Below are 21,721 nucleotides of genomic sequence, written 5' to 3'. Positions count from 1 at the left end.
ATGTTTGAGCGCCCGGACCCCATCGCAGCGGCCCGTGTGTGGGAGGTTGGCGCGCTGTGCCGCGCCATTGCTGATGCGCTGCAGGTGCGCTTCAATCCCGTTGCGGTGCGCGGCGAGATTACGGGCTTGACGCGCGCATCCAGCGGGCATTGCTATTTCTCGATCAAGGACATGCATGGCCAATTGCGCTGCGCGATGTTCCGCCGCGCCGCCAGCGGGCTCGACTTTGCGCCGCGCGATGGACAATTGGTGCAGTTGCACGGTCGCCTCGGGGTGTATGAAGCGCGCGGGGAACTGCAGTTCATCGTCGAGGGCATGCAGCAGGCCGGGCAGGGGGCGCTGTTTGAGCAGTTCCTGCAACTCAAGGCGCGGCTCGAACTGCAGGGCCTGTTCGACAACGCGCGCAAGCGCCCGCTGCCTGCGCTGCCGCGTGGCATTGGCCTGGTCACATCGCCCGGGGCGGCGGCATTGCACGACGTGGTCACGGCATTGCGCCGGCGGGTGCCGCATATCCCGGTGCTGCTGGTGCCGGCGCAGGTGCAAGGCGTGGCCGCAGCGCCGACCATCATTGCGGCGCTGGCAAAACTGTATGGCCTGGCGCAGGCAGCAGCGGCGCCCGGAGCAGATACGCCGGCGATCGATGTGATCTTGTTGGTGCGCGGCGGCGGCTCGATCGAAGACCTGTGGGCCTTCAACGACGAGCAACTGGCCCGCATGATCGTGCAAAGCCCGGTGCCGTTGGTCAGTGGCGTGGGCCATGAGACCGATTTCACCATCGCCGACTTCTGTGCCGACCTGCGCGCGCCCACGCCCACGGCAGCGGCCGAACTGGTGGCCCAGCCGCGCGAATTCTGGCTGGCGGCGCTGGACTTGCTGGTCGGCCGCATCCGGGACGGCGCGCAGCGCCAGCTCGATGCGCGCCACCAGCGGCTCGACCAGGCGGCCGCGCGGCTGGGCCGACCGTCCGGCCTGGTCGCCGGCCAGCAGTTGCAACTGGCCCGCCTGGCCCAGCGCATGCGCCATGGCGTGCTGCTGAAAATGCAGCAGCTTGGGCAAACGCAGCAAGCGCTCCAGACCCAACTGCCGCAGCAACTGCGGCGGCGCCTGGGGCAACATGCCGAGCGGCTCGAACGCACCGCCTTGCACCTGGAACTGCTGGACCCGCGCCTGGTGTTGCAGCGCGGCTACGCGCTGCTGACCGACACCGGCGGACAGGCCGTGACCCGGGTGCGCCAAGCCCGGCCCGGCGCGGCACTGCGCGCCACGCTGGCCGACGGCACGGTGGATGTGACCGTGGCCCCGCGCAGCGGCGCTGGTGTGCCGTCCCGCCAATAGCCGCACCCCATGGAAGCCGATGCGTTTCGCGCCGGGGCAAGGCGCGCTGTCATGGCAGCGATGGCAGCGGTTGATCGGACGGCCCAACAGGCCCGGGGTGTTTCCCGAGCACGCGCCACCGCCTGCCGGCCGATCTTCCTACAATGCCCCCTTCAGGCCGCGTCCGGCGGCACGCCATTTCACACCACAAGGAAACCCCACCATGGAACACACCCTCCCTGCGCTGCCCTATGCCATCGACGCGCTGGCACCCCATTACAGCCAGGAAACCCTGGAGTACCACCACGGCAAGCACCACAACGCCTATGTGGTGAACCTGAACAACCTGCAAAAGGGCACCGAATTCGAGTCCATGGCGCTCGAAGAGATCATCAAAAAATCCAGCGGCGGCATTTACAACAATGCGGCCCAGATCTGGAACCACACGTTCTTCTGGCACTGCATGGCCCCGCAGGGCGGCGGCGAGCCTGCCGGCGCGCTGGCCGCAGCGATCAACGCCAAGTGGGGCAGCTACGCCGCTTTCCGGCAAGCCTTTGTCAAGAGCGCCGTGGGCAACTTCGGTTCGGGCTGGACCTGGCTGGTCAAAAAGACCGACGGCAGCGTCGACATCGTCAACACCGGCGCGGCCGGCACGCCGCTGACCACGCAGGACAAGGCGCTGCTGACCGTAGACCTGTGGGAACACGCGTACTACATCGACTACCGCAACCTGCGCCCGAAGTTCGTCGAGACCTTTTTTGACAAGTTGGTGAACTGGCAGTTTGCCCAGGCGAACTTCGCCTGAGGCCCGGCGGACGGCCCCAACGATGGCCCTGGTGCCGTAACCTGCCAACGACGAATGGCCTTTGGCCGCCCGCCGTCGTGGCCAAAGGCATGTGGCGACGGGGGGCGACCACATGCCGGCTGCCCATCGCGTCTTGCGGCTTGGCAAGCGGCACAACCGGCAGTCCGATGTCCGGATCAGGCCACGCCGCCGCACCCACCTGGACGCACTGGCGCGGGTGCGCGCTACGGCTTGGCGCCCGGCGCGTAGTGAACGGCGGTCGTTCGATCCGTCGATAGTCTTGGCAGCGTGGTTGCGCGCAAGCAGGGGGGCCTAGTGTCGCGTCACCGATCATCGGTCGGTCTGCGCTGGCCATCGAAGCGCATCGCGGCGTTGCATCGCTTGCCAATACGCTCGGTATGGGCCGCACGATGCGCCTTGCGCTGCGCTCCGATGGCTGCGCGCAGCCTACGACATCTGATCGGTGACGCGACACTGGGCTTTCTGCACGCATGGCGGGACTTCGAGCCGCCGCCTGCGCCCGCCGTCGCGCATGGTTCCGACCCGATGCTCTGGGCGCGGCGCCCGATCACCTGTGCGCAAACGGTGCGCCACCGAGCCTGGCCCCGGCCCTGATCCCCTTTTTGGCAAACCAGCCCTGGTTCATCTCCAGCACATAGCGCACGGGCTTGGCCGAGCAGTGCGAGTCCAGCGTCCGGGGCCGCATGTCCGCGAGGTTCACGATGGTGCCGTCATCGGCAACGAATGCGGCCGTCAGTGGCAGCAAGGTGTCCTTCATCCAGAAGCACTGCTGTGCCGGCTGCTCGAACACGAACAGCATGCCTTCGTGCTGCGGCATTTCCTGGCGGTGCATCAGCCCGGTCTGGCGCTCCTGTGGCGCCTGGGCTACCTGGGCCTCGATACGGTACATGCCGGCCGTCAGTTCGACCCGTGGCAGCGTCAGTTGCGCCCCCTCCTGGGCGGTGGCCAGCAGCGCCGCGAGCAGTGCCAGGCCCATGCTGGCGCGGCATACCCGGCGCGCGCGCCGGGTGCGACGCAGGGATGCGGGGTGCAAAGCGGTCATCGACGCAGATCGATCCCCGGCCTTTCAGCCGACCTTGTGGGCCGCCTTTTTCTTGGCCATCTTCTTGTGGGTTTTCTTTTTGGCGGTCTTGCCTGCCTTGCTGGCCCGGGCTGCCGGTGCCTGACCGGCGATTGGAGCGGCCATCGGAGCGGCCATCGGAGCGGCCTGCGGGGCCGCCGGAGCGGGCGTCTGTGCAAAAGCGCCGGCAGCGAACAGACCGAGCGCAAGGACAGCGAGGAGTTTTTTCATGGAGGACTTTCCGGTGGCATGCCAAAAGCCGTGCGCGAAGCCGAACGGCACCGCCCGCAACGATAACAGCGCCCGGGGCGTCGATCGAGGCATTTCAGCGATGTTGCAGATGATTACCGCGTCGACCGCAGGCCCTGGCCTGCGCTGAGCCGTCGCATCGGGAGCACCTCGGCCTGCACGATGCCCGGCTGCCCACCGGGCGCAGCGCCGGTTGCAACCAGACCGGGATGGCTTGCGCGCCGGCGATCGTCCAGCCGCGTATGGCGCACGCGGTGCTCAGCGCCGCCGGACGGAAAGCCCATGCCACCCCCATGCTCCGCATGGCCGCGTTGGCCACCTCCCGGCCGCGCCAGGCGGCACGGGAATTGGGGCCATGGCGCTGCCTCGTGCCGAGGGCCAACCATGTTCACACCCTCCGGCGCTGCGCGCGGCAGCCGCTGCCGGGCCTGCGTGGGCTTCATCGATCAGCACATCCCCTCACGAAACCGGTAAGGCCCTGCGTATGCGCCAACTACGCAGGTATGCGACACCAGCCGGCCTGCATGCCACAGGTGCAGTTGGTAGCCGGGCGGCTCCAGCACGAAGCAGTCCGGGCCGTCGGCGCGCAGGTCCAGCGCCACCTGGTGCGCGGGACTGGGACAGGTGGAGGCCAGCGTGCCCCCGAAGCGGCACTGGATGGAGCGGTGCAGATGGCCGCACAGCAGGCGCTCGACCTGCGGGTGCTGGCGCAGCAGTTGCGCCAGCGCGTCAGCGCCTTCCAGCCCGAGGGCGTCCATATGGGCAATGCCGGTGGCGAACGGCGGATGGTGCATGGCGATGACGGTGGGGCGGTCATCTTTGGCTAGTGTCGCGTCACGGATCAGATGTCGTAGGCTGCGCGCAGCCATCGGAGCGCAGCGCAAGGCGCATCGCGCAGCCAATACCGAGCGTATTGGCAAGCGATGCAACGCCGCGATGCGCTTCGATGGCCAGCGCAGACCGACAGATGATCAGTGACGCGACACTAGTCCACTGCATCATTGAATAAGCACCTGTCGAATGCGCCTTGATGGATCGTCGTACTTCCACTTGATGGGCTTGGGATTCTTGTTGTGTTCGCGGATGTAGCGCATCAGCTTTCGCCCCAAGTCCTTCACCGAGGTAAATACGCCGCGGGTTATGACATCACGCTGAATGCGCGAGAACCAGTTCTCCACCTGGTTCAGCCACGACGAGTACGTGGGTGTGAAGTGCATGCGCACGTTGCCGTGCTGTACAAGGAAGTCCCGCACGCGCTGGGTCTTGTGGCTGCTGACGTTGTCGCAGATGACATGGATCTCCTGCCGCTCGCACTGGCTGGCGACGATGTCGGTAAGGAAGGCGACGAACTGCTCGCTGGTGTGGCGCGCCACGGTCTTGCCCAGCACCTGGCCGGTGGCGGTGTTCAGCGCCGCGAACAAGCTCAGCGTGCCGTTTCTCTTGTACTCGAATCCGTGGCTCTCGGCACGCCCGGGCGACAGCGGCAGCATCCGGTCCTTGCGATCGAGCGCCTGGATGGCGGTCTTCTCATCGACGCAGAACACCACGGCGTGCGCCGGTGGATTGAGGTACAGCCCGATCACATCGGCCGCCTTGGTCTCGAAGTCCGGGTCGTTGGACACCATGTGTCGATCCAGCCTTTGCGGTCGCACGTTGTGCTTGCGCCAGATGCGCTGAACAGCAGAAACGGATACGTCGCCAAGTTCAGCCGACAACTTGTAGCTGCTCCAGTGCGTGGAGCCATCGCTCGGCTTGCGCCTGAGCGTGTAGTTGAGCACCCGCGCCTCCAGTTTGGCCGGCGGCTGCTTGGGCGCGCGTCCCGGATGCCGGGCGTACATGCCCGCCAGGCGCTCGCTGAGAAAGCGGCTGGACCAGCGGGAGATGAAACGCGAGTCGCATTCGAGCCTTTGCATGATGGTGTCGCGCGACTGACCCTCTTCGAGCATGAGGATCAGCTTGGCCCTGCGCACGTCCGCCACGCGCGCCGTGCGGCTACGCGTGGCGGTCAGCAATTTGTCTCGCTCGGCGTCGGTCAGATTCATTTTTCCCATGCGTTGCATTTAACCACAAATGGGGTGTTGTTTCAATGGTGCAGTGGACTAGGCGCTGCTCCAGCCAGGCCAGCCTTTGGCGGCACAACTGTCCGCGCCCTTCCTGCGGCACGACGGTATCGAGCACCAGCAGCCGCAGCGGCCCCAGGTCGACGGCGTACTGCAGGAACTCGCCGGTCTGCCCGAGGTAGTCGAAGCGCGGGCCGGCCAAGGCGCTGCGCAGGGCCTCGCGCTCGTTGTGGTTGCCGGCCACGAGGTACAGCGGCATCGTCAGCGGTGCCAGCAGTTCCTGCAGCAATGCGTACTCCTCGGGGCGGCCATGGTCGACCAGATCCCCGGTGAGGACGAGCAGGTCGGGGCGGGGATCGAGGCGCGCGACATCGGCCACGCACGCGCGCAGCAGGCCCGCAGTATCGACGATGCCGTAGGCGCGCTGGCCGCCGGTCTCGATGTGCGTGTCGGAGATTTGGGCCATCAGCATGGGGGGCTTTCAATCGAGGTGTTCATCCGCAAATCCACGACCTCTGCCGGCGCGGGGCGGGCGCGGGGCGAGAACCCAACCCGCCCGCCATGCCGGGCGCGCCGATGAAGTCGGTGATGAACCGGTGAGCACTGCGGTGATCGATGCAGTGATCGATGCGCTGGGGGTTCGAGTATCGCCGTTGATAATCGGGCCGTTGGCGGTTTGCTGTTTTTTCCCTTGGTTCAAAGCACCCATGGTCCTGACCTTTGATTCATCTGCCATCACCCATGGCATACAGTTGGCGCTGGCCCCGGTGTTCCTGCTGACGGCCGTCTCCGGCATGATCGGCGCGGTGGCCGGGCGGCTGGCCCGCATCATCGACCGGGCCCGCGTGGTCGAAGACCGCGCCCGTGCCTGCACCGAACCCGAGCCCGGGTTTCTGGCCCGGACCTACAAAGAACTGGCCGACCTGCGGCTGCGCGGGCGGCTGGCCAATGGCTGCATCGGGCTGCTCACGTTCTGCGCGTTTCTGATCGGCAGCACCATCATCTTGCTGTTCCTGGGCGAGACCACCAACTTTCAGTCCAACCGGCTGGCCGTGGCCGGTTTTCTGGCGGGGGTGGCGTCGTTTCTGCTGGCGCTGGTGTGCTTTCTGACCGAGACCTTGCTGGCCACCCGCTTGCTCGACTTTGACATGCTGCAACAAGCGCTGGAGCACGAGCCATGAGGACCCTTGCGGCCTGCTGCGCGCTGCCATCGGGTCGGGCTGGCCTTTGCCTTTGCGCCGTTGCCCGAGGCCGGTTGGTTGCGCAGGTGCTGGCGGGGCCGTTCAGTGCAGCACTTCCAGCAGTCGGTCCAGCCCGCCCTGGTTGATCGCCACCTTGGCCTGCGCGCGCACGGCGGGCTTGGCGTGGTAGGCCACCGACAGGCCGGCGGCGGCCATCATCGGCAGGTCGTTGGCGCCATCGCCGACGGCAATCGTCTGCGCGGGTGAAATGCCCATCAGCGATGCCAGTTCCAGCAAGGTGCGGCGCTTTTCTGCGCCGTCGCACAGGTCGCCCCAGGTTTGCTCCAGCATGCGGCCGGTGAGCTGGCCGTTGTCCAGTTCCAGCCGGTTGGAGCGGGCAAAGTCTATGCCCAGGATCGCACGCACATGGTCGGCAAAAAAGCTGAAGCCGCCCGACACCAGCAGCGTGCGCAGGCCGGCGGCCTTGACGGCGGTGACGAGTTCCTTGGCGCCGGGGTTCAGGCGCAGGCGTTCGGTCAGCAGTTGCTGCATGCGCTGCACCGTCACGCCCTTGAGCAGGGCCACGCGCTGGCGCAGGCTTTCCTTGTAGTCGGTGACCAGGCCCTGCATCGCCGCCTCGGTGATGGCAGCCACTTCGGCCTTGCGGCCTGCGGCGTCGGCGATTTCATCGACGCACTCGATGTTGATGAGGGTCGAGTCCATGTCGAACGCGATCAGCTTGTAGCTCGACAGGGACAGCGGGGGCGCGATGCCCTGGACGAGCAGGCCGGGGGCGAATTCGCGCGCGCGCGAGTGGGCCGCCGGCCCTGGTGCCGTGGGGTCAGACCTGCGCGCACGGGTGTCGCGGGGCGAGAAGGCTTCAATGGTGCCGATCATGCTCGGAGGGTGGAAGAAGGTACAGGGCAACGGCGCCAGCGCAGGGCCTGGGCCTGCGGGCCGCAACGAGGGGGCATTGCACGCCCGATTCCGCGCCCGGTTGGCGTTTGCTGCGCGCCTGCGGGGTGCCGATCGGGACCGGGGGTGGCTCAGGCGCCGCTGCTTGCCGGCCGGGCCAGCCACTCCTGGGCCAGTTTGACCCAGTAGGTCGCGCCGAGCGGGATCAGTTCGTCGTTGAAGTCATAGCTCGGGTTGTGCAACATGCAAGGCCCGCCGCCATGGCCCATCTCGCGGTGGGCGCCATCGCCATTGCCAATGAAGCAGTAGGCGCCCGGCTTGACCTGCAGCATGTAGGAAAAGTCTTCCCCGCCCATGGTCGGCTCTTGCACCAGGGTGCGCTCCGGACCGACGATGCCGGCGATGACCTGGCGCACGAACTCCGTCTCGGCGGGCGAGTTGATGGTCGGCGGGTAGTTGCGCACGAACTCGAACTCGCAAACGGCACCATGCGCCGCGCAACTGTGCTCGGCCACCTGCCGCATGCGTTTTTCGATCAGGTCGCGCACCTCGATGGTGAAGGCGCGCACCGTGCCCCGCAGTTCGCAACTGTCGGGTACCACGTTGGTGGCCTCGCCCGCATGCACCATGGTCACCGAGATCACGCCTGCATCCACCGGCTTTTTGTTGCGGCTGATGATGGTCTGGAAGGTCTGCACCATCTGGCAGGCAATCGGCACCGGGTCGATGCCCGTATGCGGCAATGCGGCATGGCCGCCCTTGCCCCGGATGGTGATCCGGAATTCGCTGGTCGAGGCCATCACGGGGCCGGGGCTGACGGCAAAACTGCCGACGGGCATGCCCGGCCAGTTGTGCATGCCGAACACGGCCTGCATCGGAAATTGCTCGAACAGGCCGTCTTCGATCATCACGCGGGCGCCGCCGCCGCCTTCTTCTGCGGGCTGGAAGATCAGGTACACGGTGCCGTCGAACGGGCGGTGCTGCGCAAAGTGCTGCGCCGCAGCCAGCAGCATGGCCGTGTGGCCGTCGTGGCCGCAGGCGTGCATCTTGCCCTGGTGCCGGCTGGCATGGGCGAAGCTGTTGAACTCTTGCATCGGCAGGGCGTCGATGTCGGCGCGCAGGCCAACGGCCCGACCGCTGGCGCCGCCATCACGCCCCTTGACGATGCCGACCACGCCGGTCTTGCCCAGCCCCCGGTGGATCGGAATGCCCCACTCGGTGAGCTTTTGCGCCACCACATCGGCGGTGCGCCGCTCTTCGAAGCACAGCTCGGGGTGGGCGTGGATGTCCCGGCGCACTGCGGCAATGCTGGCCGCCTGGGTGACGATGGAGTCAATGACGTTCATGGCAGTTGTCCTCAACGGTCGCGCAGTCTAGCCCGATGGCCGCAGATATGCCAGCCCGGGGGTTTACCCATCAGGGCCGGAGCATCAAATTTCCCGCAGATGAAGGATATTGGCGAGGTAGTCCGGGTTCCAGGCAGCGGCCTTGCGTTTTTTTGGCAGGCTCATGGCGCGAGAGTGGTCAGCACGAAACAGGTTCATGGCGGCACGGCGCAGCAATGAGAAGTCGAGTGCAGCATTGCGTAGCCGGATGGGGCAGGCGTCCTCTCCAAAGGTCACATCCAGGCACCAGTGCAAGCCATTTTCAATGCCCCAGTGCATGCGCACAGCGTGCAAAATGCGCTCACTGTCGGCGGGCAATGAACTGATCACATAGCGCCGATCAGTCTCGGTCTTGCTGCCGATCACGCGGCTGGAGTCGATACCGGCCACCGAAGTGATCTTCTTCCAGTGTTCCTTGAGCCCCAGGGTAGCTAGCCAATCCAGATCGCCCACCGCCGTGCAGCGACGGGTTTCAATGCGGCCATGGCCCTTGTCCAGCGTTTCATGCACGCAGGTCTGTCTGACCGGGTCGCCGGGCGCATCGAGCGTGCCAAAGAAGTCGCGCAAGGCGTGGGCCAGATGTGGTTGGTTGTCCTTGACGGCAAGCACGTAATCGCCACCACCGCCTACGATCTGCTCGGCAATCGCGCTCTGGCAGCCGATGGCATCGATGGTGACAACCGCTCCCTCGAGCGCCAGCGTTGGCAGCAACTCGCCAATGGCCGTGATTTCGTTGGACTTTTCTTGGCAGGCCAATGGCCCCAGCGTCAGGCCATATTCGGCGGCGTAGGCCGATACCTGATGCAGCGCGCGCAACCCGCAGGCCGGACATGCCGCCCCGCGCAGACTCTTGCCATCGATGGCGATGACCAGGCCGCCCACCGCAGGGCAGACTTGGCGCCATCCAGGAACTCAAGCAGGCCGACAACTGACTTGGCGAGAGCGCCTCAAATACCCGACGGATGGTGTCGTGCTTTGATGCTTCGGCCCAACCTGAATGGGCGGGCTCGTGACGCACATCCCCTCATTCCCGTATAGGCGTCTTTCGGCGGCTGGCGGATCTAGCGCGCGCTGGATATGGCTGACCCGCTGGCCCGGTGGAGGAACGCTAAGGCGTCACTCACGAGTTGGCCGAGGTGGCTTCGGGTAGACAATGAGTGGGCGAGCCGCCGAACCGTGCGCCGGATAGGCGCGCCGGGGTCGCACTGCGGTCCCATCTGTGATAGCTGTGGAGATGGCCTCAAGCCCGCCGGAGAAAACGATGTCTGAGAAGGAAGAGTTTAACGCTGACCATGCCCAGCGGCTGTTGATCGCCTGGAAGGCGCTGAAAGCCGAAAATATGAAGGTCGCCCCGCACCTTGAAAGGCAGGCTGCGGAATTCATGGCCGCACCGCTGCTGCTGAGCGGCCTTGTCGATACAAGCGGCCTCTCGGACGATGCCGTCTTGTTTGGCCGCATGGCCGGAATGGGCGTCAGATTCTTCGAGTCACAGAGCGAGAAGACGAGCGCAGAACCAATGCCTGTCAGAGATGCTCAAGTGGAGCTATTTCGACTCTTCGCCCAACTCTTCGGCGCGTTGACCGGACGGGAAGTTGGACTGATCGCAGACGAGGCTGAAATCCGCGAACGGATGATGTGGCGCATAGAGCACGACGACGCCGAGATGGCTCCACGCGTGAATGCCGCGGCAGAAGAACTCGAGGCGTTCTACGCCGCGAACGCGCATGCGGCCTTCGTGTACGCCAAGACGCTCGGCGGGATGCGCTTGGTCACGGGTGGTCAGCGAACCTTCGGGCCCTCAGCCCTCTCTGGTGTGCGCATTACCGGGCTCTATGCCGACACGCAGTTGATCCCGGATCCGGTGCATCCGTTCTTTACGTCTGATCTGCATCTCAACGCAATGCACCTTCAGCTTGCGCACGCGCTGTTCTATATCCTGCAACTGCGTCCGCTCGTAGAGCCTGGGTTTCTGGTGCCGCCCGTGTTCGTCTTCCCGAGCTTCGAGCAACCTCTGCAAGACAACGACGCGCACACGATGCATGGAATGGAGCAGCTTGCGCTGCGCCTCGTCGGTCCGCTCTGCGACGGCACCGTTGCATCACTGGGCGATCTGCGCGACTATGCCCGCAAGCGCGAGGACGCATTCGTGCAGGCGGTATTGGAGAACCGGTTGTTCGTGCCACCGGGCGGAGATCCGAATCGCTTTCTACAACCCGGCGACGCCGTTCAGGAGTACATCGCGCAACTCGAAGGGATCCGGTCGAATGAGGCTCTCGACCTGCTGAAGAAGCTGCCAGCCGGCGTGGTGATTTTGAAAGGCGTACTCGAAAGGCTGGCCCCTCAATACCATCTGATCGAAAACGCAAACGAGCTTGGCGCGCAGCCGCTCCTCTCTCAGGCCACGCACTGGCATTATTTCGAGAAATGCGCAGCGGCAAATGCGGCGGACCTGCGCCGCCGGAAAGTGCTCTCGGAGCAAGCCTTTCAGACGCTCCGCGCCGTCCAAGATGACAGCTTGTCGTGGCTTGCGAACATCCCCGTGGACGGCCTTCGCGAACTGATAGCCAACAACGAACATCGCTGGCTCCGCGAAGAGCTCAATAAGTACACCAGCCAGCTCGCGGGCGCGGGCGAAATCGACACCAGTGAAATGGTGCGTGAGGTTAGTCACGGCCTTGCCTCGCTCGTTCATCGACAGCAAAAGGCGATGAACGACATCGAGAAAAAGTACGAACCGAAGAAGTGGGCGGCCTATCTTGGCGGCGGCGCTGGATTGGCTGTGGCCGGAGCCGCCATGCTCCCGATCTTGTCGCCGTTCCTCGGTGTGGCGGGTCCCGCCGTCGCTGCAGCGGCTGCTATTGGCGGCGGCGCTCTGGGATTCGGCAAGGAAAAGCTCGGCGAGCTCACTGAAAAGCGGCAAGCACAACACTCGATGATCGGCATGCTCGCCACGGCGCGCACAAAGTGAGAGGCCTTTGTGTGCGGGGTCGGCCACTGCATCGGCGTGAACTCAGGCCAGACTACGATGTCCAGATCTTCCGCGCAGATAGTCTTGGACCGCAAAGATCGAGTGACCGGTGACAGAGGTGCTGTGGGTGTACAGAGGGTAGGCCGACGAATGTCCGGTGACGGACGTCGCCAACATTGAGAACGGCGACAGCGAATAGCCGCGCCCAGCCTGAAGGCGGCAAGCGCAGGCAGGGCAATCGCATGAGGGCGCCCAGCCTACTTGGGTAGTGGTCTGTTGGGTCGATTTTTGCGCGTACGCTCCTGAAAAAAGGCGTTCACTCTTGATTCTTGCGCAAAAAATGGAAGATACCCCGATTTCCCTGCTGACAGCCTTTGATGACCTGCCGGACCCGAGGAGGCGCGAATGCCCGCACCGGCTCGATGAGTTGTTGCTCGCGGCGATCTGCGGGGTGATCAGCGGCGCGGAGAGTTGGACCTCGGTGGTTCAATGGAGCCAGACGAAGCTCGACTGGCTGCGGCACTATCTGCCGTATGCCCATGGCATTGCCTCGCACGACACCTTTGGCCGTGTCTCCTCGCTGCTTGACGCCAGCCGGTTCGAGCATTGCTTCATGCGCTGGATTGGTGGCCTGTGTCCCTCGCTGGAGGGGGCCAGCATGTGGCCATCGATGGCAAGTGCTTGCGCGGCTCGCATGACGGCGCGCGTAGCCCGATTCATCTGGTGTCGGCGTGGAGCAGCACGGTCGCTCTGACGCTGGGCCAAGTGCGCACGGCTGACAAGAGCAACGAGATCACCGCCATCCCGGAGTTGCTGCAAGCGCTGGACATTCGAGGCAGCACCATCACCATCGATGCCATGGGATGTCAGCACGACATCGCCGAGCAGATTGTCCGGCGCGGTGCCGACTACGTGCTGAATGTGAAGGGCAATCAGCCGAATCTTGCCGAGGCCATCCAGACCTGGTTTGACGCCGCCGACGCTGGCACCTTGGAGCGGCCATTCTGGCAGCACAGCCAGACGGACAAGAACCATGGCCGCATTGAAACCCGGCGCTGCGTGGCGACCAACGATGTGGCCTAGCTGCAGCAGCAGGAACAACACTGGCCGGGCCTGCAAAGCCTGGTCATGGTCGAATCGAGCCGCGAAGTCATCGGCCGCCACGGTACCTCATCCGTGGAGCGGCGCTACTACATCAGCAGCCTGCCGGCCAAGCCTGCGGCGCTGGGCAAAATCGTGCGTGCCCACTGGGGCATTGAAAACAGCATGCACTGGGTGCTGGATGTTGCCTTCGGCGAGGACGAGTGCAGAATTCGTGCCGGCAATGCGGCACACAACTTGTCTATCCTGCGCCGAATCGCCTTGAACCTTCTCAAAAACGAGAAAACCTGCAAGCTCGGTGTCGCTGCCAAGCGCCTCAAAGCAGGCTGGGATGTGCGATATCTCGCAAAGCTACTTGGGCTCCCTCCCTGAGGCTTCATGCGATTGCCCTGTCGTAAGTCGTTGAATGAAAACAAACTTTGATGCTCTGGCCCTGATTTACCCATCCACGCCGATGGCGCCGACCCATGCGCTGGCTCAGGTGCGCATGCGCCCGTCGCCGGTCAGCATCGACATTTCGACAAACTTCGATCCGACATGGTCGGTGGCGCTGAACGACACCGCAAAGCCCGCGATCGAGTGGCTGCCGATCGTTTCGATGCCCGTGATGAAGTTCTCGCGCGTGATCTTGCCGCTGCCTTGCGCCTGGCGCAGGCCCTCGGTCAGCACGCGCGCGGCCAGGTAGCCCTCTGCGCTCGAATAGTTGGCTTGCACCTTGTTGCCGCCTTTTTTGATGGCATCGAGAAACTCGCGCGTGATCTGGCGTGAGGCTTGGTAGGGCGAGTGCACCACCTGTGACACCGTCACGCCGGCGGCATCCGATCCCAGTTCGTCGGCCAGCGCCTGCGCGCCGACGAACGATACGTTGTGGAAGGTGCCGCCAAAACCCGCCTTGCGCGCGGCGCGCACAAAGGCTGCGGCCGGCGCATAGGTCGTGACCTGCACCACGGCGTGGGGCATGCCGGGCACCAGTTTGTCGACCGCAGCCGCCACGTCCGTGGAATTGCGTTCGACCGTGGCGGTGGCCACGGGCACCAGCTTGTGGTCGGCAAGCGCCTTGGTCACGCCATCCAGGCCCGTCTTGCCATAGGCGTCGTTCTGGTAGAGCACGGCGATCTTGTCCATCCCCAGGTGCGTCAGGTGGCGCACGATGAGCGCGGTCTCGTCGTAGTACGAAGCGCGCACATGAAAGATGAGCCGATTGAACGGCTGGCGCAACGCCTCGGCCCCGGTGAACGGGCCGAAGAACGGCAACTTGTCTCGGGTGAACAGCGGCAGCGCGGCCAAACTGGTGGGGGTGCCGATGTAGCCGAACAGCGCGAACACATCGTCGGCAATGAACTTGCGGGTATTTTCGGCACAGCGGTCGGGCTCATAGCCATCGTCCATGGTGCGCAGTTCCACCTGTCGCCTGCCCACGCCACCCTGGGCGTTGAGCTGGTCGAAAAAGAGTTGCGCGCCCAGGTTGAACTGCACACCCAGTTGCGCCACAGGGCCGGTGAAAGGGGCCGATTGCCCCAGCACGATGCGGCCTTCTGCCTGTGCCCGCGCAAGATGGAAGCCGCCGAGCGCCACGGCACCCAGGCCCATGGAAAATCGTCTGCGTCCCGGCATGATGGGGCCCTGCATGCCGAGGCCGGGCTTCACGCTACAGCCATCGGGTACGAAGCACGGTAGAGTCATTGGCGTACAAGATGTGGTTTCGGTGGATCGATACATGTCTGCCATCCTCCCCGGCCGTCGATGCCGTGAGATTCGAGGAAAGACACACCAAGTCACCATTGCAACATTCAGGCCGGAAAATGTCCATGTCTCTTACAAAAGATACCACCTCGTCTGCGCCGATTCAGGTGCGCGGGGCCTGCCCGCATGACTGCCCGGACAGTTGCGCCCTGCTGACCACGGTGGAAAACGGCGTGGCCACCCGTGTGCAGGGCAATCCCGGCCATCCGCACACCGACGGTGTGCTGTGCACCAAGGTCGCGCGTTACACCGAGCGCAGTTACCACGCCGAGCGCCTCCTGGTGCCCCTTCGGCGCAGCGGCCCCAAGGGCAGCGGGCAGTTCGTGCCCGTCAGTTGGGATCAGGCCCTGGCCGACATCGCCGGGCGCCTGCAGGCCATCGCTGCGCGCGCGCCCGAAGCCATCCTGCCCTACAGCTACGCCGGCACCATGGGCCTGGTGCAGGGCGAAAGCATGGACCGGCGCTTCTTTCACCGCCTGGGCGCCTCGCAGCTCGAGCGCACCATCTGCGCATCGGCCGGGGCTGAAGCGCTGGCGCAGACGCTGGGCGACAAGGTGGGCATGAAGCTGGAGTTTTTCGCCCAGGCCCGGCTGATCCTGATCTGGGGCAGCAACCCGATCGGCAGCCATCTGCACTTTTGGCGCTACGCGCAGCAGGCCAAGCGCAACGGCGCCCGGCTGGTGTGCATAGACCCGCGCAAGACCGAAACGGCGGACAAATGCCATGAGCACCTGGCCCTGCGCCCCGGCACGGATGCCGCGCTGGCGCTGGCGTTGATGCATGAGTTGATCCGCAACGACTGGCTCGACCATGACTACATCGCCCGGCACACCCTGGGCTGGCAGGCGCTGCGCGAGCGCGCGCTGCAATGGACGCCGGAGCGCGCCGCCGATGTCTGCGGCCTGCCCGTGGCGCAGATCCGCCAGCTCGCCCGGGACTACGGCAGCACCCGGCCTGCCGCCATCCGCCTGAACTACGGCATGCAGCGCGTGCGCGGCGCCGGCAATGCCGTGCGCGCCGTGGTCTGTCTGCCGGCACTCACCGGCGCCTGGCGCGATCCGGCCGGTGGCGTTCTGCTGTCGAGCGCCGGGCAGTTCCCGGTGCGGCGCGCGGTGCTGCAAAGGCCCGACCTGATGCCGGCGCGCAGGCCGCGCAGCATCAACATGTCCACCATCGGCGACGACCTGCTGCGCCCGACCTCGGCCAGCTTCGGCCCGCAGATCGAGGCCGTGATCGTCTACAACAGCAACCCCGTGGCCGTGGCCCCCGAATCGGGCAAGGTGGTGCAAGGCTTTGCGCGTGAAGATCTGTTCACCGTGGTGCTGGAGCATTTCCAGACCGACACGGCCGACTACGCCGATTACCTGCTGCCGGCCACCACGCAGTTGGAGCACTGGGACATCCACCTGAGCTATGGCCACACCGACATCCTGCTCAACCGCCCGGCCATAGCGCCGCTGGGCCAGGCGCGCAGCAATGCCCGGATCTTCCGCGACCTGGCCGCGCAGATGGGCTTTGCCGAGCCGGCTTTCGCCGACCAGGACGAGCAACTGTGCCGCCAGGCCTTTGGCGACGCGGTGGACTATGCCCGACTCCAGGAGCAGGGGTTTGCCACCCTGGAACTGCCCGATGCCCCGTTTGCCGCAGGCGGCTTTCCCACGCCCAGCGGCAAATGCGAGTTCTTCAGCGCCCGTCTGGCCGCCCAGGGGCTCGATGGCCTGCCCGACTACCTGCCCAACCACGAGCTGCAGGGCAGTTCGGCGCGCCATCCGCTGGCGATGATTTCGCCGCCGGCGCGCCATTTTTTGAACTCCACTTTCGTCAACGTGCGCAGCCTGCGCGCCATCGAGATCGAGCCTTTGCTCGAAATCCACCCCGACGATGCCCAGGCTCGCGGCATTGCCAGCGGCAGCCTGGTGCGCGTGTTCAATGACCGGGGCAGCTACCACTGCCGCGCCAGCGTCTCGCACCGCGCCAGGCCCGGCGTGGTCAACGGCCTGGGCATCTGGTGGCGCAAACTGGGCCTGAACGGCACCAACGTCAACCAGGTCACGGGCCAGGCGCTGACCGACCTGGGCCGCGCAGCCACGTTCTATGACTGCCTGGTGCAGGTGGCGGTGGCGTAGCCGGGCTTGCGGCCGCCTGCCGGACCACCCGGGCAGCGCCTTGGGCGCCTTGGGAGGCAGACTGCCGACATGGCGCGGCTTTGATCTTGCTCAAAGCCCGCCCGGTGCGGGCACGGCACAGTCCGCGCCATGCTGCCTTCCGCACTCTTTCGCCTGCCCGCTGAAACCGAGGTGATGGCCCCCGGCCAGGTGCTGCGCAGGCGCAACGAGGTGCTGACCTGCGTGCTGCATCTGGAAAGCGGCCGCGTGCTGCACGGCATATTGGACGAGGGCTTGGTGCGCCACCAGTTGGGCGCGGTGGAAGGGCCGTTCTGGCTCGACGCCGCATCGGCACTGATGGGCCTGCCGTTTCCGGTGGACATGGTGGCCGACACGCGCGTGCAGGTGCGCCGCTTGCCGATCGAGGGATTTCGCCGCAGCCTGGCCAAGATGGCCCCGGGCGCGCGCGGCCTGCTGCTCGACATGGCCCAGGGCTACCGGCAGCAGTCCGAACTGGCCGTCAGCCGCCTGGCGCAGGATGCCCGAGCGCGCTGCGCGCAGTGGCTGCTCATGCACGCCCGGGCCGATCACAGCGGCGCCTTGCAGGTCACGCTGGGCCAGCGCAAGCGGCTGATCGCCGCGCAACTGGGCATCGTGCCCGAGACCTTCTCGCGCGTGCTGCGCCATTTGCGCGAGCAGGGCCTGATCCACGGCAGCGGCGATGTGCTCGATCTGCCGCAGCCCCGGGCATTGCAGGCCATGGCCGGCGGCTGAGGCCGGCGCACGGAGCGCCACGGCGGCCGACGGACCCAGGGTTTTCCTTGGGGGTGCAACCGAGGGTTCTACCCAGGCCCCGGGGCGCAGGGGCTGCGTATATTCGCCGGGGTCTGACCGTTTCGAACCGTCCCCATGCCGACGAGCGCCACCCCCGAGCGTGCCTGTGACGCCCCCATGTCGGAGTTTCCCGCGCAGCGCGGCACGCCGGGCTGGCTGCTGCCCGGGGCCTTGGTGCTGCGGCTGATGCTGGTGACCGCGCTGGCGCTGGCTTTGTCGGGGGCGCTGGCCACATGGCTGGTCACGCAGGCATTGGAACGAGAGGCCGTGCGCCAACTGGTGGGTCAGCAGACCGATGAGGTCGAAGTGGTCGCGCGCCTGCTGGCCAGCAAGATCGAACAAAGCCAAAAACTGCTGCGCACCGTGGCCGAAGGCATCACGCCGGGCATGCTCAAGTCGCCGTCTGCGCTGGAATGGTTGCTGCAGCAGGGACTGCCGGCGGCGCAGTTTTTCGACACCATGCAGGTGGCCCACGCCAGCGGCCAGGTGCGGCTGAGCCTGCGCGCAGGGCATCTGGAGCAGGCGGCCGATCTCGACCCCGCAGAGCGTGACGCGCTGCGCCGCACCCTCGTGGGCGGCAAGCCGCTGGTCTGCGAACTCATTGCCGGCGGCCGTCCGAACGAGGCGCGGGTCATGTTCACCATGCCGCTGCACCACACCAATGGCAGCGTGCTGGGGGTGGTGGCAGGGGCCTTGCGGTTGCAGTCCCAAAGCCTGCTGCCGCCATCGATGGCCTGGCCCACGCGCGACAACTCGGAGTTCATCGTCTTCACGCGGGACGGCACCATCTTGTCGCATTCCGACCCCCGCCGCATCCTGGGCCAAGTGCGCGATGAGGCCGGGCTGGCGCCGGTCTACGCGCGCTGGCTGGCGCAGGCCCAGCCTGTGGTGGGGCGGGGCATCACCGATGTGCAGCCCGATTACATCGCGAGCATGGCCGGCATGCCGCTGCCGCAGTGGATCGTGGCGCGGGTCAGCCGCACCCAGGCGCTGCTGGCGCCCTTGCGGGATGCGCAGCACCAAGCCTGGTGGCTGGCCATTGCGGGCATGGCGCTGTGCCTGCTGCTGGCGCTGGCAGCGATGGGCTGGATGGCCCAGCCCCTGGCGCAGTTGACCCACAGGTCGCGCCACTGGCTCCAGACCGGCACCGGCCTGCAACCGCTCGCAGACATGGACTGGCCGCGCGTGGACATGGTCTGGTCGCGCGCGGGCGATGAGGTGGGCGAACTGCTGCGCGCATTCCAGGGCCTGGCGCAGCAGGGCCGGCGCCAGCAGATGCGCAAGGACCTGCTCGACGGTCAGTTGCAGGCCGTTCTGGACAAGTCCTCGGCAGGCATCGTCATCTCGCGCCACGGCCTGCTGGACAAGGTGAGCCGCCAAGCCTGCCTGATGCTGGGCTATGCGGCGCACGATGAGTTGCAGGGGCGCCCCGTCAGCAGTTTGTACGCCAGCGACGCAGACTACGCGCAGGTGGCAGACCTGGTGCGCACCGAGATGGTTGCGCATGGCGCATTCGATGGCGACATCTGCCTGCGCCGCAAAAACGGCAGCCCCCTGTGGGTGCGTGTGCAGGGACAAGGCGTTCGGCCCGACGAGTTGCGTGGCGGCATGGTCTGGATACTGGAGAACATCAGCGCCGCGCGCCAGGCGCAGGTGCAGCAGTCCCGGGATCGCCGGCATGACGCGCTGACACAATTGCCCAACCGCGCGGCCTTCGACGAGCGGCTGGGCCTGTTGCTGGCCCAACGCGCGGCAGAGGGCGCGGTGCAGGGCGCAAAGGGAAATCCGCCGCCGGACGATGGCGTCGTGCTGTTTCTCGATCTCGACCACTTCACCGAGGTGAACGACATTGCCGGCCATGACGCCGGCGACGATGTGCTGCGCCATGTGGCGCGCCTGCTCGGAACGCAGGTGCGCCAGATCGGCTGGGTCGCGCGCCTGGGAGGAGACGAATTTGCCGTGGTGCTGCCCGGCTGCGCATTGGCACGCGGCCAGGCGGTGGCCGAACAGTTGCGCGCCGCAGTGCAGGCCTGGGAGCATTCCTACCAGGGCCGCCGCTTCACGCTGGGGGTGAGCATCGGCCTGGTGGCGCTCGATGCCAGCTTGCAGGATGTGGCGTCGGTGCTCTACGCCGCCGACATGGCCTGCCACGAGGCCAAGCGCGCTGGCCGCAACCGGGTGCAGACCCGCGCAGTCACGGCATCCGGGCGCATGACGCTGAGGCCGGCCTGAGCGGTCGAACCGTTGCGCGGCGGCGCCCGGCCCGCATCCCCTTCGCATCTCCTTTGCATCCACCCTGCATCCCCTACAATGGCGCCCTGCCGCCCGCCTGCTCACCTTGGGGCATTGCCGCCGCCAAGGCCCATAGGGGCGAGACCGACAGGGCCTTATCAAGCGCGAGCGCCAGCAAAACCACCGCCGGCTGATCCGGCTCCGGCAGCATCCTGCCCCTGGCCAGACGCGCCGGGGCCTACCCCTTGGTCCGGTACGGTTTTCTTTGAAAGGGCTCTGCAATGGGCAGCAAGTTGACAGGTTTGGTCGGTTGGCGCGGCATGGTCGGCTCGGTGCTGATGCAGCGCATGACCGAAGAACGGGACTTCGACCTGATCGAGCCATTGTTCTTTTCCACATCCGACGCTGGCGGCAAGGCCCCGGCCCCGGCCAAGAATGAAACGACGCTGCAAAGCGCGTTCGATCTCGCGGCCCTGAAGCGCTGCGAGATCATCATCACCACCCAGGGCGGCGACTACACCGACGCGGTCTACGCCAAACTGCGTGCCGCTGGCTGGAGCGGCCACTGGATCGACGCCGCATCTTCGCTGCGCATGCAAAAACATGCCGTCATCGTGCTCGACCCGGTCAACATGCCGGTGATCGGCAAAGCCTTGGCCAGCGGTGGCAAGGACTGGATCGGCGGCAACTGCACCGTCAGTTGCATGCTGATGGGCGTGGGCGCGCTGTACAAGGCCGGCCTGGTGGAATGGATGAACAGCCAGACCTACCAGGCGGCATCGGGCGGCGGCGCGCAGCATATGCGCGAACTGCTGACGCAATACGGCACGCTCAACGCCGAGGTCAAGACCCTGCTCGACGACCCGGGCAGCGCGATTCTGGAAATCGACCGCAAAGTCAGCGCCAGGCAGCGTGCGCTGAGCAGCGCCGAAACCGCCCACTTCGGCGTGCCGCTGGGGGGTAGCCTGATCCCCTGGATCGACAAGGACCTGGGCAACGGCATGTCCCGCGAAGAGTACAAAGGCATGGCCGAAACCAACAAGATCCTGGGCCAAGGCGAGGGCTTTGGCACCCCGGCCGTTCCTGTGGATGGTTTTTGCGTGCGCGTGGGCGCGATGCGCTGCCACAGCCAGGCCCTGAGTTTCAAGCTCAAGAAAGACCTGCCGATCGCCGATATCGAGGCCATGATCGCCGCCGACCACCCTTGGACCAAGGTGATCCCCAACACCCGTGAAGCCACCATCGAGGCGCTGACGCCGGTGGCGGTGTCCGGCACCATGACCATCCCCGTGGGCCGCATCCGCAAACTGGCCATGGGCCCTGAGTATGTCGGTGCGTTCACGATTGGTGACCAACTGCTGTGGGGCGCCGCCGAGCCACTGCGCCGCATGCTGCGCATCTTGCTGGACGCAGCGCAGTGAAAGCCAGTGTCGCGTCACCGGTCAGATGTCGTAGGCTGCGCGCAGCCATCGGAGCGCAGCGCAAGGCGCATCGCTTGCCAATACCGAGCGTATTGGCAAGCGATGCAACGCCGCGATGCGCTTCGATGGCCAGCGCAGACCGACAGATGATCGGTGACGCGACACTAGGGGGGGTGCCGCAGGCGTTTTTTGCACACCATCGATCGCCTGCGGCCTGGTGTATCCGACGGCGTTGTCAATTGACAACATCTGCCGGCCCAAAGTAGGGCCTGCGGCGCTCCAGCCAGAGCTTCTGTGCCACCTTTGCTTGTGAGCGCAACCCATTGA

General features: G+C 65.9%; 22 protein-coding genes and 2 pseudogenes. 13 read left to right on the top strand and 11 right to left on the bottom strand.

Annotated features, from left to right (window positions below):
- The 3 genes from xseA to VEIS_RS29410 all read left to right on the top strand — a co-directional run bounded on the left by xseA (nt 1) and on the right by VEIS_RS29410 (nt 2,734).
- Nucleotides 1–1,335 (top strand): exodeoxyribonuclease VII large subunit, encoded by a 1,335-nt coding sequence (gene xseA, locus VEIS_RS23710; RefSeq protein ID WP_011812556.1) that lies wholly within the window; start codon nt 1–3, stop codon nt 1,333–1,335.
- A 202-nt stretch (nt 1,336–1,537) separates the two neighbouring features.
- Nucleotides 1,538–2,119, top strand: coding sequence for a Fe-Mn family superoxide dismutase (locus tag VEIS_RS23705; RefSeq protein ID WP_011812555.1), 582 nt, complete (start codon nt 1,538–1,540; stop codon nt 2,117–2,119).
- A 315-nt stretch (nt 2,120–2,434) separates the two neighbouring features.
- Nucleotides 2,435–2,734 carry a hypothetical protein gene (locus tag VEIS_RS29410; RefSeq protein WP_157048655.1) on the top strand — a complete coding sequence of 100 codons (300 nt, stop codon included), beginning with the start codon at nt 2,435–2,437 and terminating at the stop codon, nt 2,732–2,734.
- Here VEIS_RS29410 and VEIS_RS23700 read toward each other — a convergent pair.
- The gene (locus VEIS_RS23700; protein WP_011812554.1) at nt 2,688–3,182 is read right to left on the bottom strand and encodes a DUF192 domain-containing protein; all 495 of its coding nucleotides are present in this window, start codon (nt 3,180–3,182) and stop codon (nt 2,688–2,690) included. The genes VEIS_RS29410 and VEIS_RS23700 overlap by 47 nt on opposite strands.
- 24 nt (nt 3,183–3,206) lie before the next feature.
- Nucleotides 3,207–3,431, bottom strand: coding sequence for a hypothetical protein (locus VEIS_RS23695; protein ID WP_041951250.1), 225 nt, complete (start codon nt 3,429–3,431; stop codon nt 3,207–3,209).
- On the opposite strand from VEIS_RS23695, the gene VEIS_RS29405 reads away from it, so the two are divergent.
- Entirely contained in the window at nt 3,430–3,579 is a 150-nt protein-coding gene (locus VEIS_RS29405; protein ID WP_157048654.1) for a hypothetical protein, read from the top strand. The genes VEIS_RS23695 and VEIS_RS29405 overlap by 2 nt on opposite strands.
- A gap of 316 nt (nt 3,580–3,895) precedes the next feature.
- Here the strand turns inward: VEIS_RS29405 and VEIS_RS23685 are convergent.
- The 4 genes and pseudogenes from VEIS_RS23685 to VEIS_RS29400 all read right to left on the bottom strand — a co-directional run.
- A pseudogene (locus VEIS_RS23685) lies at nt 3,896–4,261 on the bottom strand (phosphodiesterase); the annotation flags it as partial.
- Between the two features lie 186 nt (nt 4,262–4,447).
- A complete protein-coding gene (locus tag VEIS_RS23680) occupies nt 4,448–5,509 on the bottom strand; it encodes an IS630 family transposase (RefSeq protein WP_011812552.1) in 1,062 nt (353 codons plus the stop codon).
- A complete protein-coding gene (locus tag VEIS_RS23675; protein ID WP_083758707.1) occupies nt 5,442–5,981 on the bottom strand; it encodes a metallophosphoesterase in 540 nt (179 codons plus the stop codon). The genes VEIS_RS23680 and VEIS_RS23675 overlap by 68 nt, the downstream gene beginning before the upstream one ends.
- Before the next feature lie 9 nt (nt 5,982–5,990).
- On the bottom strand, nt 5,991–6,218 hold the full coding sequence (locus VEIS_RS29400) for a hypothetical protein (protein ID WP_157048653.1): 228 nt from the start codon (nt 6,216–6,218) through the stop codon (nt 5,991–5,993).
- Here VEIS_RS29400 and VEIS_RS23670 point away from each other — a divergent pair.
- Nucleotides 6,217–6,690 carry a DUF2721 domain-containing protein gene (locus VEIS_RS23670; RefSeq protein WP_011812551.1) on the top strand — a complete coding sequence of 158 codons (474 nt, stop codon included), beginning with the start codon at nt 6,217–6,219 and terminating at the stop codon, nt 6,688–6,690. The two genes, VEIS_RS29400 and VEIS_RS23670, sit on opposite strands and share 2 nt — an antisense overlap.
- A gap of 102 nt (nt 6,691–6,792) precedes the next feature.
- Here the strand turns inward: VEIS_RS23670 and serB are convergent, their stop codons facing one another.
- From serB to VEIS_RS23655, 3 genes and pseudogenes are all read right to left on the bottom strand, one after another.
- A complete protein-coding gene (serB, locus tag VEIS_RS23665; RefSeq protein ID WP_011812550.1) occupies nt 6,793–7,587 on the bottom strand; it encodes a phosphoserine phosphatase SerB in 795 nt (264 codons plus the stop codon).
- Nucleotides 7,588–7,736: 149 nt separating this feature from the next.
- Nucleotides 7,737–8,951, bottom strand: coding sequence for a M20 aminoacylase family protein (locus VEIS_RS23660; protein ID WP_011812549.1), 1,215 nt, complete (start codon nt 8,949–8,951; stop codon nt 7,737–7,739).
- Between the two features lie 84 nt (nt 8,952–9,035).
- Nucleotides 9,036–9,875 (bottom strand): annotated as a pseudogene (locus tag VEIS_RS23655) (ISAs1 family transposase); the annotation flags it as partial.
- Between the two features lie 376 nt (nt 9,876–10,251).
- On the opposite strand from VEIS_RS23655, the gene VEIS_RS23650 reads away from it, so the two are divergent.
- From VEIS_RS23650 to VEIS_RS30975, 4 genes are all read left to right on the top strand, one after another.
- Entirely contained in the window at nt 10,252–11,958 is a 1,707-nt protein-coding gene (locus VEIS_RS23650; RefSeq protein ID WP_011812547.1) for a hypothetical protein, read from the top strand.
- Nucleotides 11,959–12,280: 322 nt separating this feature from the next.
- Nucleotides 12,281–12,712: an ISAs1 family transposase gene (locus tag VEIS_RS30985; protein WP_232287793.1), complete on the top strand. Its 432-nt coding sequence runs from the start codon at nt 12,281–12,283 to the stop codon at nt 12,710–12,712.
- Nucleotides 12,619–13,041, top strand: a complete 423-nt coding sequence (locus VEIS_RS30980) for an ISAs1 family transposase (protein WP_011812546.1) — start codon at nt 12,619–12,621, stop codon at nt 13,039–13,041. Before VEIS_RS30985 ends, VEIS_RS30980 begins: the two co-directional genes overlap by 94 nt.
- A 45-nt stretch (nt 13,042–13,086) precedes the next feature.
- Complete coding sequence (locus VEIS_RS30975; protein ID WP_011812545.1) at nt 13,087–13,431, top strand: ISAs1 family transposase; 345 nt, start codon at nt 13,087–13,089, stop codon at nt 13,429–13,431.
- Between the two features lie 105 nt (nt 13,432–13,536).
- Here VEIS_RS30975 and VEIS_RS23635 read toward each other — a convergent pair whose 3' ends face one another.
- Complete coding sequence (locus tag VEIS_RS23635; protein WP_011812544.1) at nt 13,537–14,673, bottom strand: ABC transporter substrate-binding protein; 1,137 nt, start codon at nt 14,671–14,673, stop codon at nt 13,537–13,539.
- Nucleotides 14,674–14,861: 188 nt separating this feature from the next.
- On the opposite strand from VEIS_RS23635, the gene VEIS_RS23630 reads away from it, so the two are divergent.
- From VEIS_RS23630 to asd, 4 genes are all read left to right on the top strand, one after another.
- Nucleotides 14,862–16,928, top strand: coding sequence for a molybdopterin-containing oxidoreductase family protein (locus VEIS_RS23630; protein ID WP_011812543.1), 2,067 nt, complete (start codon nt 14,862–14,864; stop codon nt 16,926–16,928).
- Nucleotides 16,929–17,057: 129 nt separating this feature from the next.
- The gene (locus VEIS_RS23625; protein ID WP_011812542.1) at nt 17,058–17,681 is read left to right on the top strand and encodes a Crp/Fnr family transcriptional regulator; all 624 of its coding nucleotides are present in this window, start codon (nt 17,058–17,060) and stop codon (nt 17,679–17,681) included.
- Nucleotides 17,682–17,858: 177 nt separating this feature from the next.
- On the top strand, nt 17,859–19,973 hold the full coding sequence (locus VEIS_RS23620) for a sensor domain-containing diguanylate cyclase (RefSeq protein ID WP_011812541.1): 2,115 nt from the start codon (nt 17,859–17,861) through the stop codon (nt 19,971–19,973).
- A gap of 281 nt (nt 19,974–20,254) precedes the next feature.
- Nucleotides 20,255–21,394 carry an aspartate-semialdehyde dehydrogenase gene (asd, locus tag VEIS_RS23615; protein ID WP_011812540.1) on the top strand — a complete coding sequence of 380 codons (1,140 nt, stop codon included), beginning with the start codon at nt 20,255–20,257 and terminating at the stop codon, nt 21,392–21,394.
- A 21-nt stretch (nt 21,395–21,415) separates the two neighbouring features.
- On the opposite strand, the gene VEIS_RS27325 is transcribed toward asd, so the two are convergent.
- Nucleotides 21,416–21,559: a hypothetical protein gene (locus tag VEIS_RS27325; RefSeq protein WP_157048435.1), complete on the bottom strand. Its 144-nt coding sequence runs from the start codon at nt 21,557–21,559 to the stop codon at nt 21,416–21,418.
- Nucleotides 21,560–21,721: the final 162 nt, after the last annotated feature.

The sequence above is a fragment of the Verminephrobacter eiseniae EF01-2 genome (assembly GCF_000015565.1).
GTDB classification, from domain to species: Bacteria; Pseudomonadota; Gammaproteobacteria; order Burkholderiales; family Burkholderiaceae_C; genus Acidovorax; species Acidovorax eiseniae.
This window is presented reverse-complemented; position numbering and strand designations above follow the sequence as displayed.

Excerpts from the sequence above, each read along its gene's own strand:
- xseA (WP_011812556.1), top strand. The coding sequence starts at position 1 with ATGTTTGAGCGCCCGGACCCCATCGCAGCGGCCCGTGTGTGGGAGGTT.
- VEIS_RS23705 (WP_011812555.1), top strand. The coding sequence starts at position 1,538 with ATGGAACACACCCTCCCTGCGCTGCCCTATGCCATCGACGCGCTGGCA.
- VEIS_RS23700 (WP_011812554.1), bottom strand. The coding sequence starts at position 3,182 with ATGACCGCTTTGCACCCCGCATCCCTGCGTCGCACCCGGCGCGCGCGC.
- VEIS_RS29405 (WP_157048654.1), top strand. The coding sequence starts at position 3,430 with ATGGAGGACTTTCCGGTGGCATGCCAAAAGCCGTGCGCGAAGCCGAAC.
- VEIS_RS23695 (WP_041951250.1), bottom strand. The coding sequence starts at position 3,431 with ATGAAAAAACTCCTCGCTGTCCTTGCGCTCGGTCTGTTCGCTGCCGGC.
- VEIS_RS23680 (WP_011812552.1), bottom strand. The coding sequence starts at position 5,509 with ATGCAACGCATGGGAAAAATGAATCTGACCGACGCCGAGCGAGACAAA.
- VEIS_RS23675 (WP_083758707.1), bottom strand. The coding sequence starts at position 5,981 with ATGCTGATGGCCCAAATCTCCGACACGCACATCGAGACCGGCGGCCAG.
- VEIS_RS23670 (WP_011812551.1), top strand. The coding sequence starts at position 6,217 with ATGGTCCTGACCTTTGATTCATCTGCCATCACCCATGGCATACAGTTG.
- VEIS_RS29400 (WP_157048653.1), bottom strand. The coding sequence starts at position 6,218 with ATGGGTGCTTTGAACCAAGGGAAAAAACAGCAAACCGCCAACGGCCCG.
- serB (WP_011812550.1), bottom strand. The coding sequence starts at position 7,587 with ATGATCGGCACCATTGAAGCCTTCTCGCCCCGCGACACCCGTGCGCGC.
- VEIS_RS23660 (WP_011812549.1), bottom strand. The coding sequence starts at position 8,951 with ATGAACGTCATTGACTCCATCGTCACCCAGGCGGCCAGCATTGCCGCA.
- VEIS_RS23650 (WP_011812547.1), top strand. The coding sequence starts at position 10,252 with ATGTCTGAGAAGGAAGAGTTTAACGCTGACCATGCCCAGCGGCTGTTG.
- VEIS_RS30975 (WP_011812545.1), top strand. The coding sequence starts at position 13,087 with ATGGTCGAATCGAGCCGCGAAGTCATCGGCCGCCACGGTACCTCATCC.
- VEIS_RS23635 (WP_011812544.1), bottom strand. The coding sequence starts at position 14,673 with ATGCCGGGACGCAGACGATTTTCCATGGGCCTGGGTGCCGTGGCGCTC.
- VEIS_RS23630 (WP_011812543.1), top strand. The coding sequence starts at position 14,862 with ATGTCCATGTCTCTTACAAAAGATACCACCTCGTCTGCGCCGATTCAG.
- VEIS_RS23625 (WP_011812542.1), top strand. The coding sequence starts at position 17,058 with ATGCTGCCTTCCGCACTCTTTCGCCTGCCCGCTGAAACCGAGGTGATG.
- VEIS_RS23620 (WP_011812541.1), top strand. The coding sequence starts at position 17,859 with ATGTCGGAGTTTCCCGCGCAGCGCGGCACGCCGGGCTGGCTGCTGCCC.
- asd (WP_011812540.1), top strand. The coding sequence starts at position 20,255 with ATGGGCAGCAAGTTGACAGGTTTGGTCGGTTGGCGCGGCATGGTCGGC.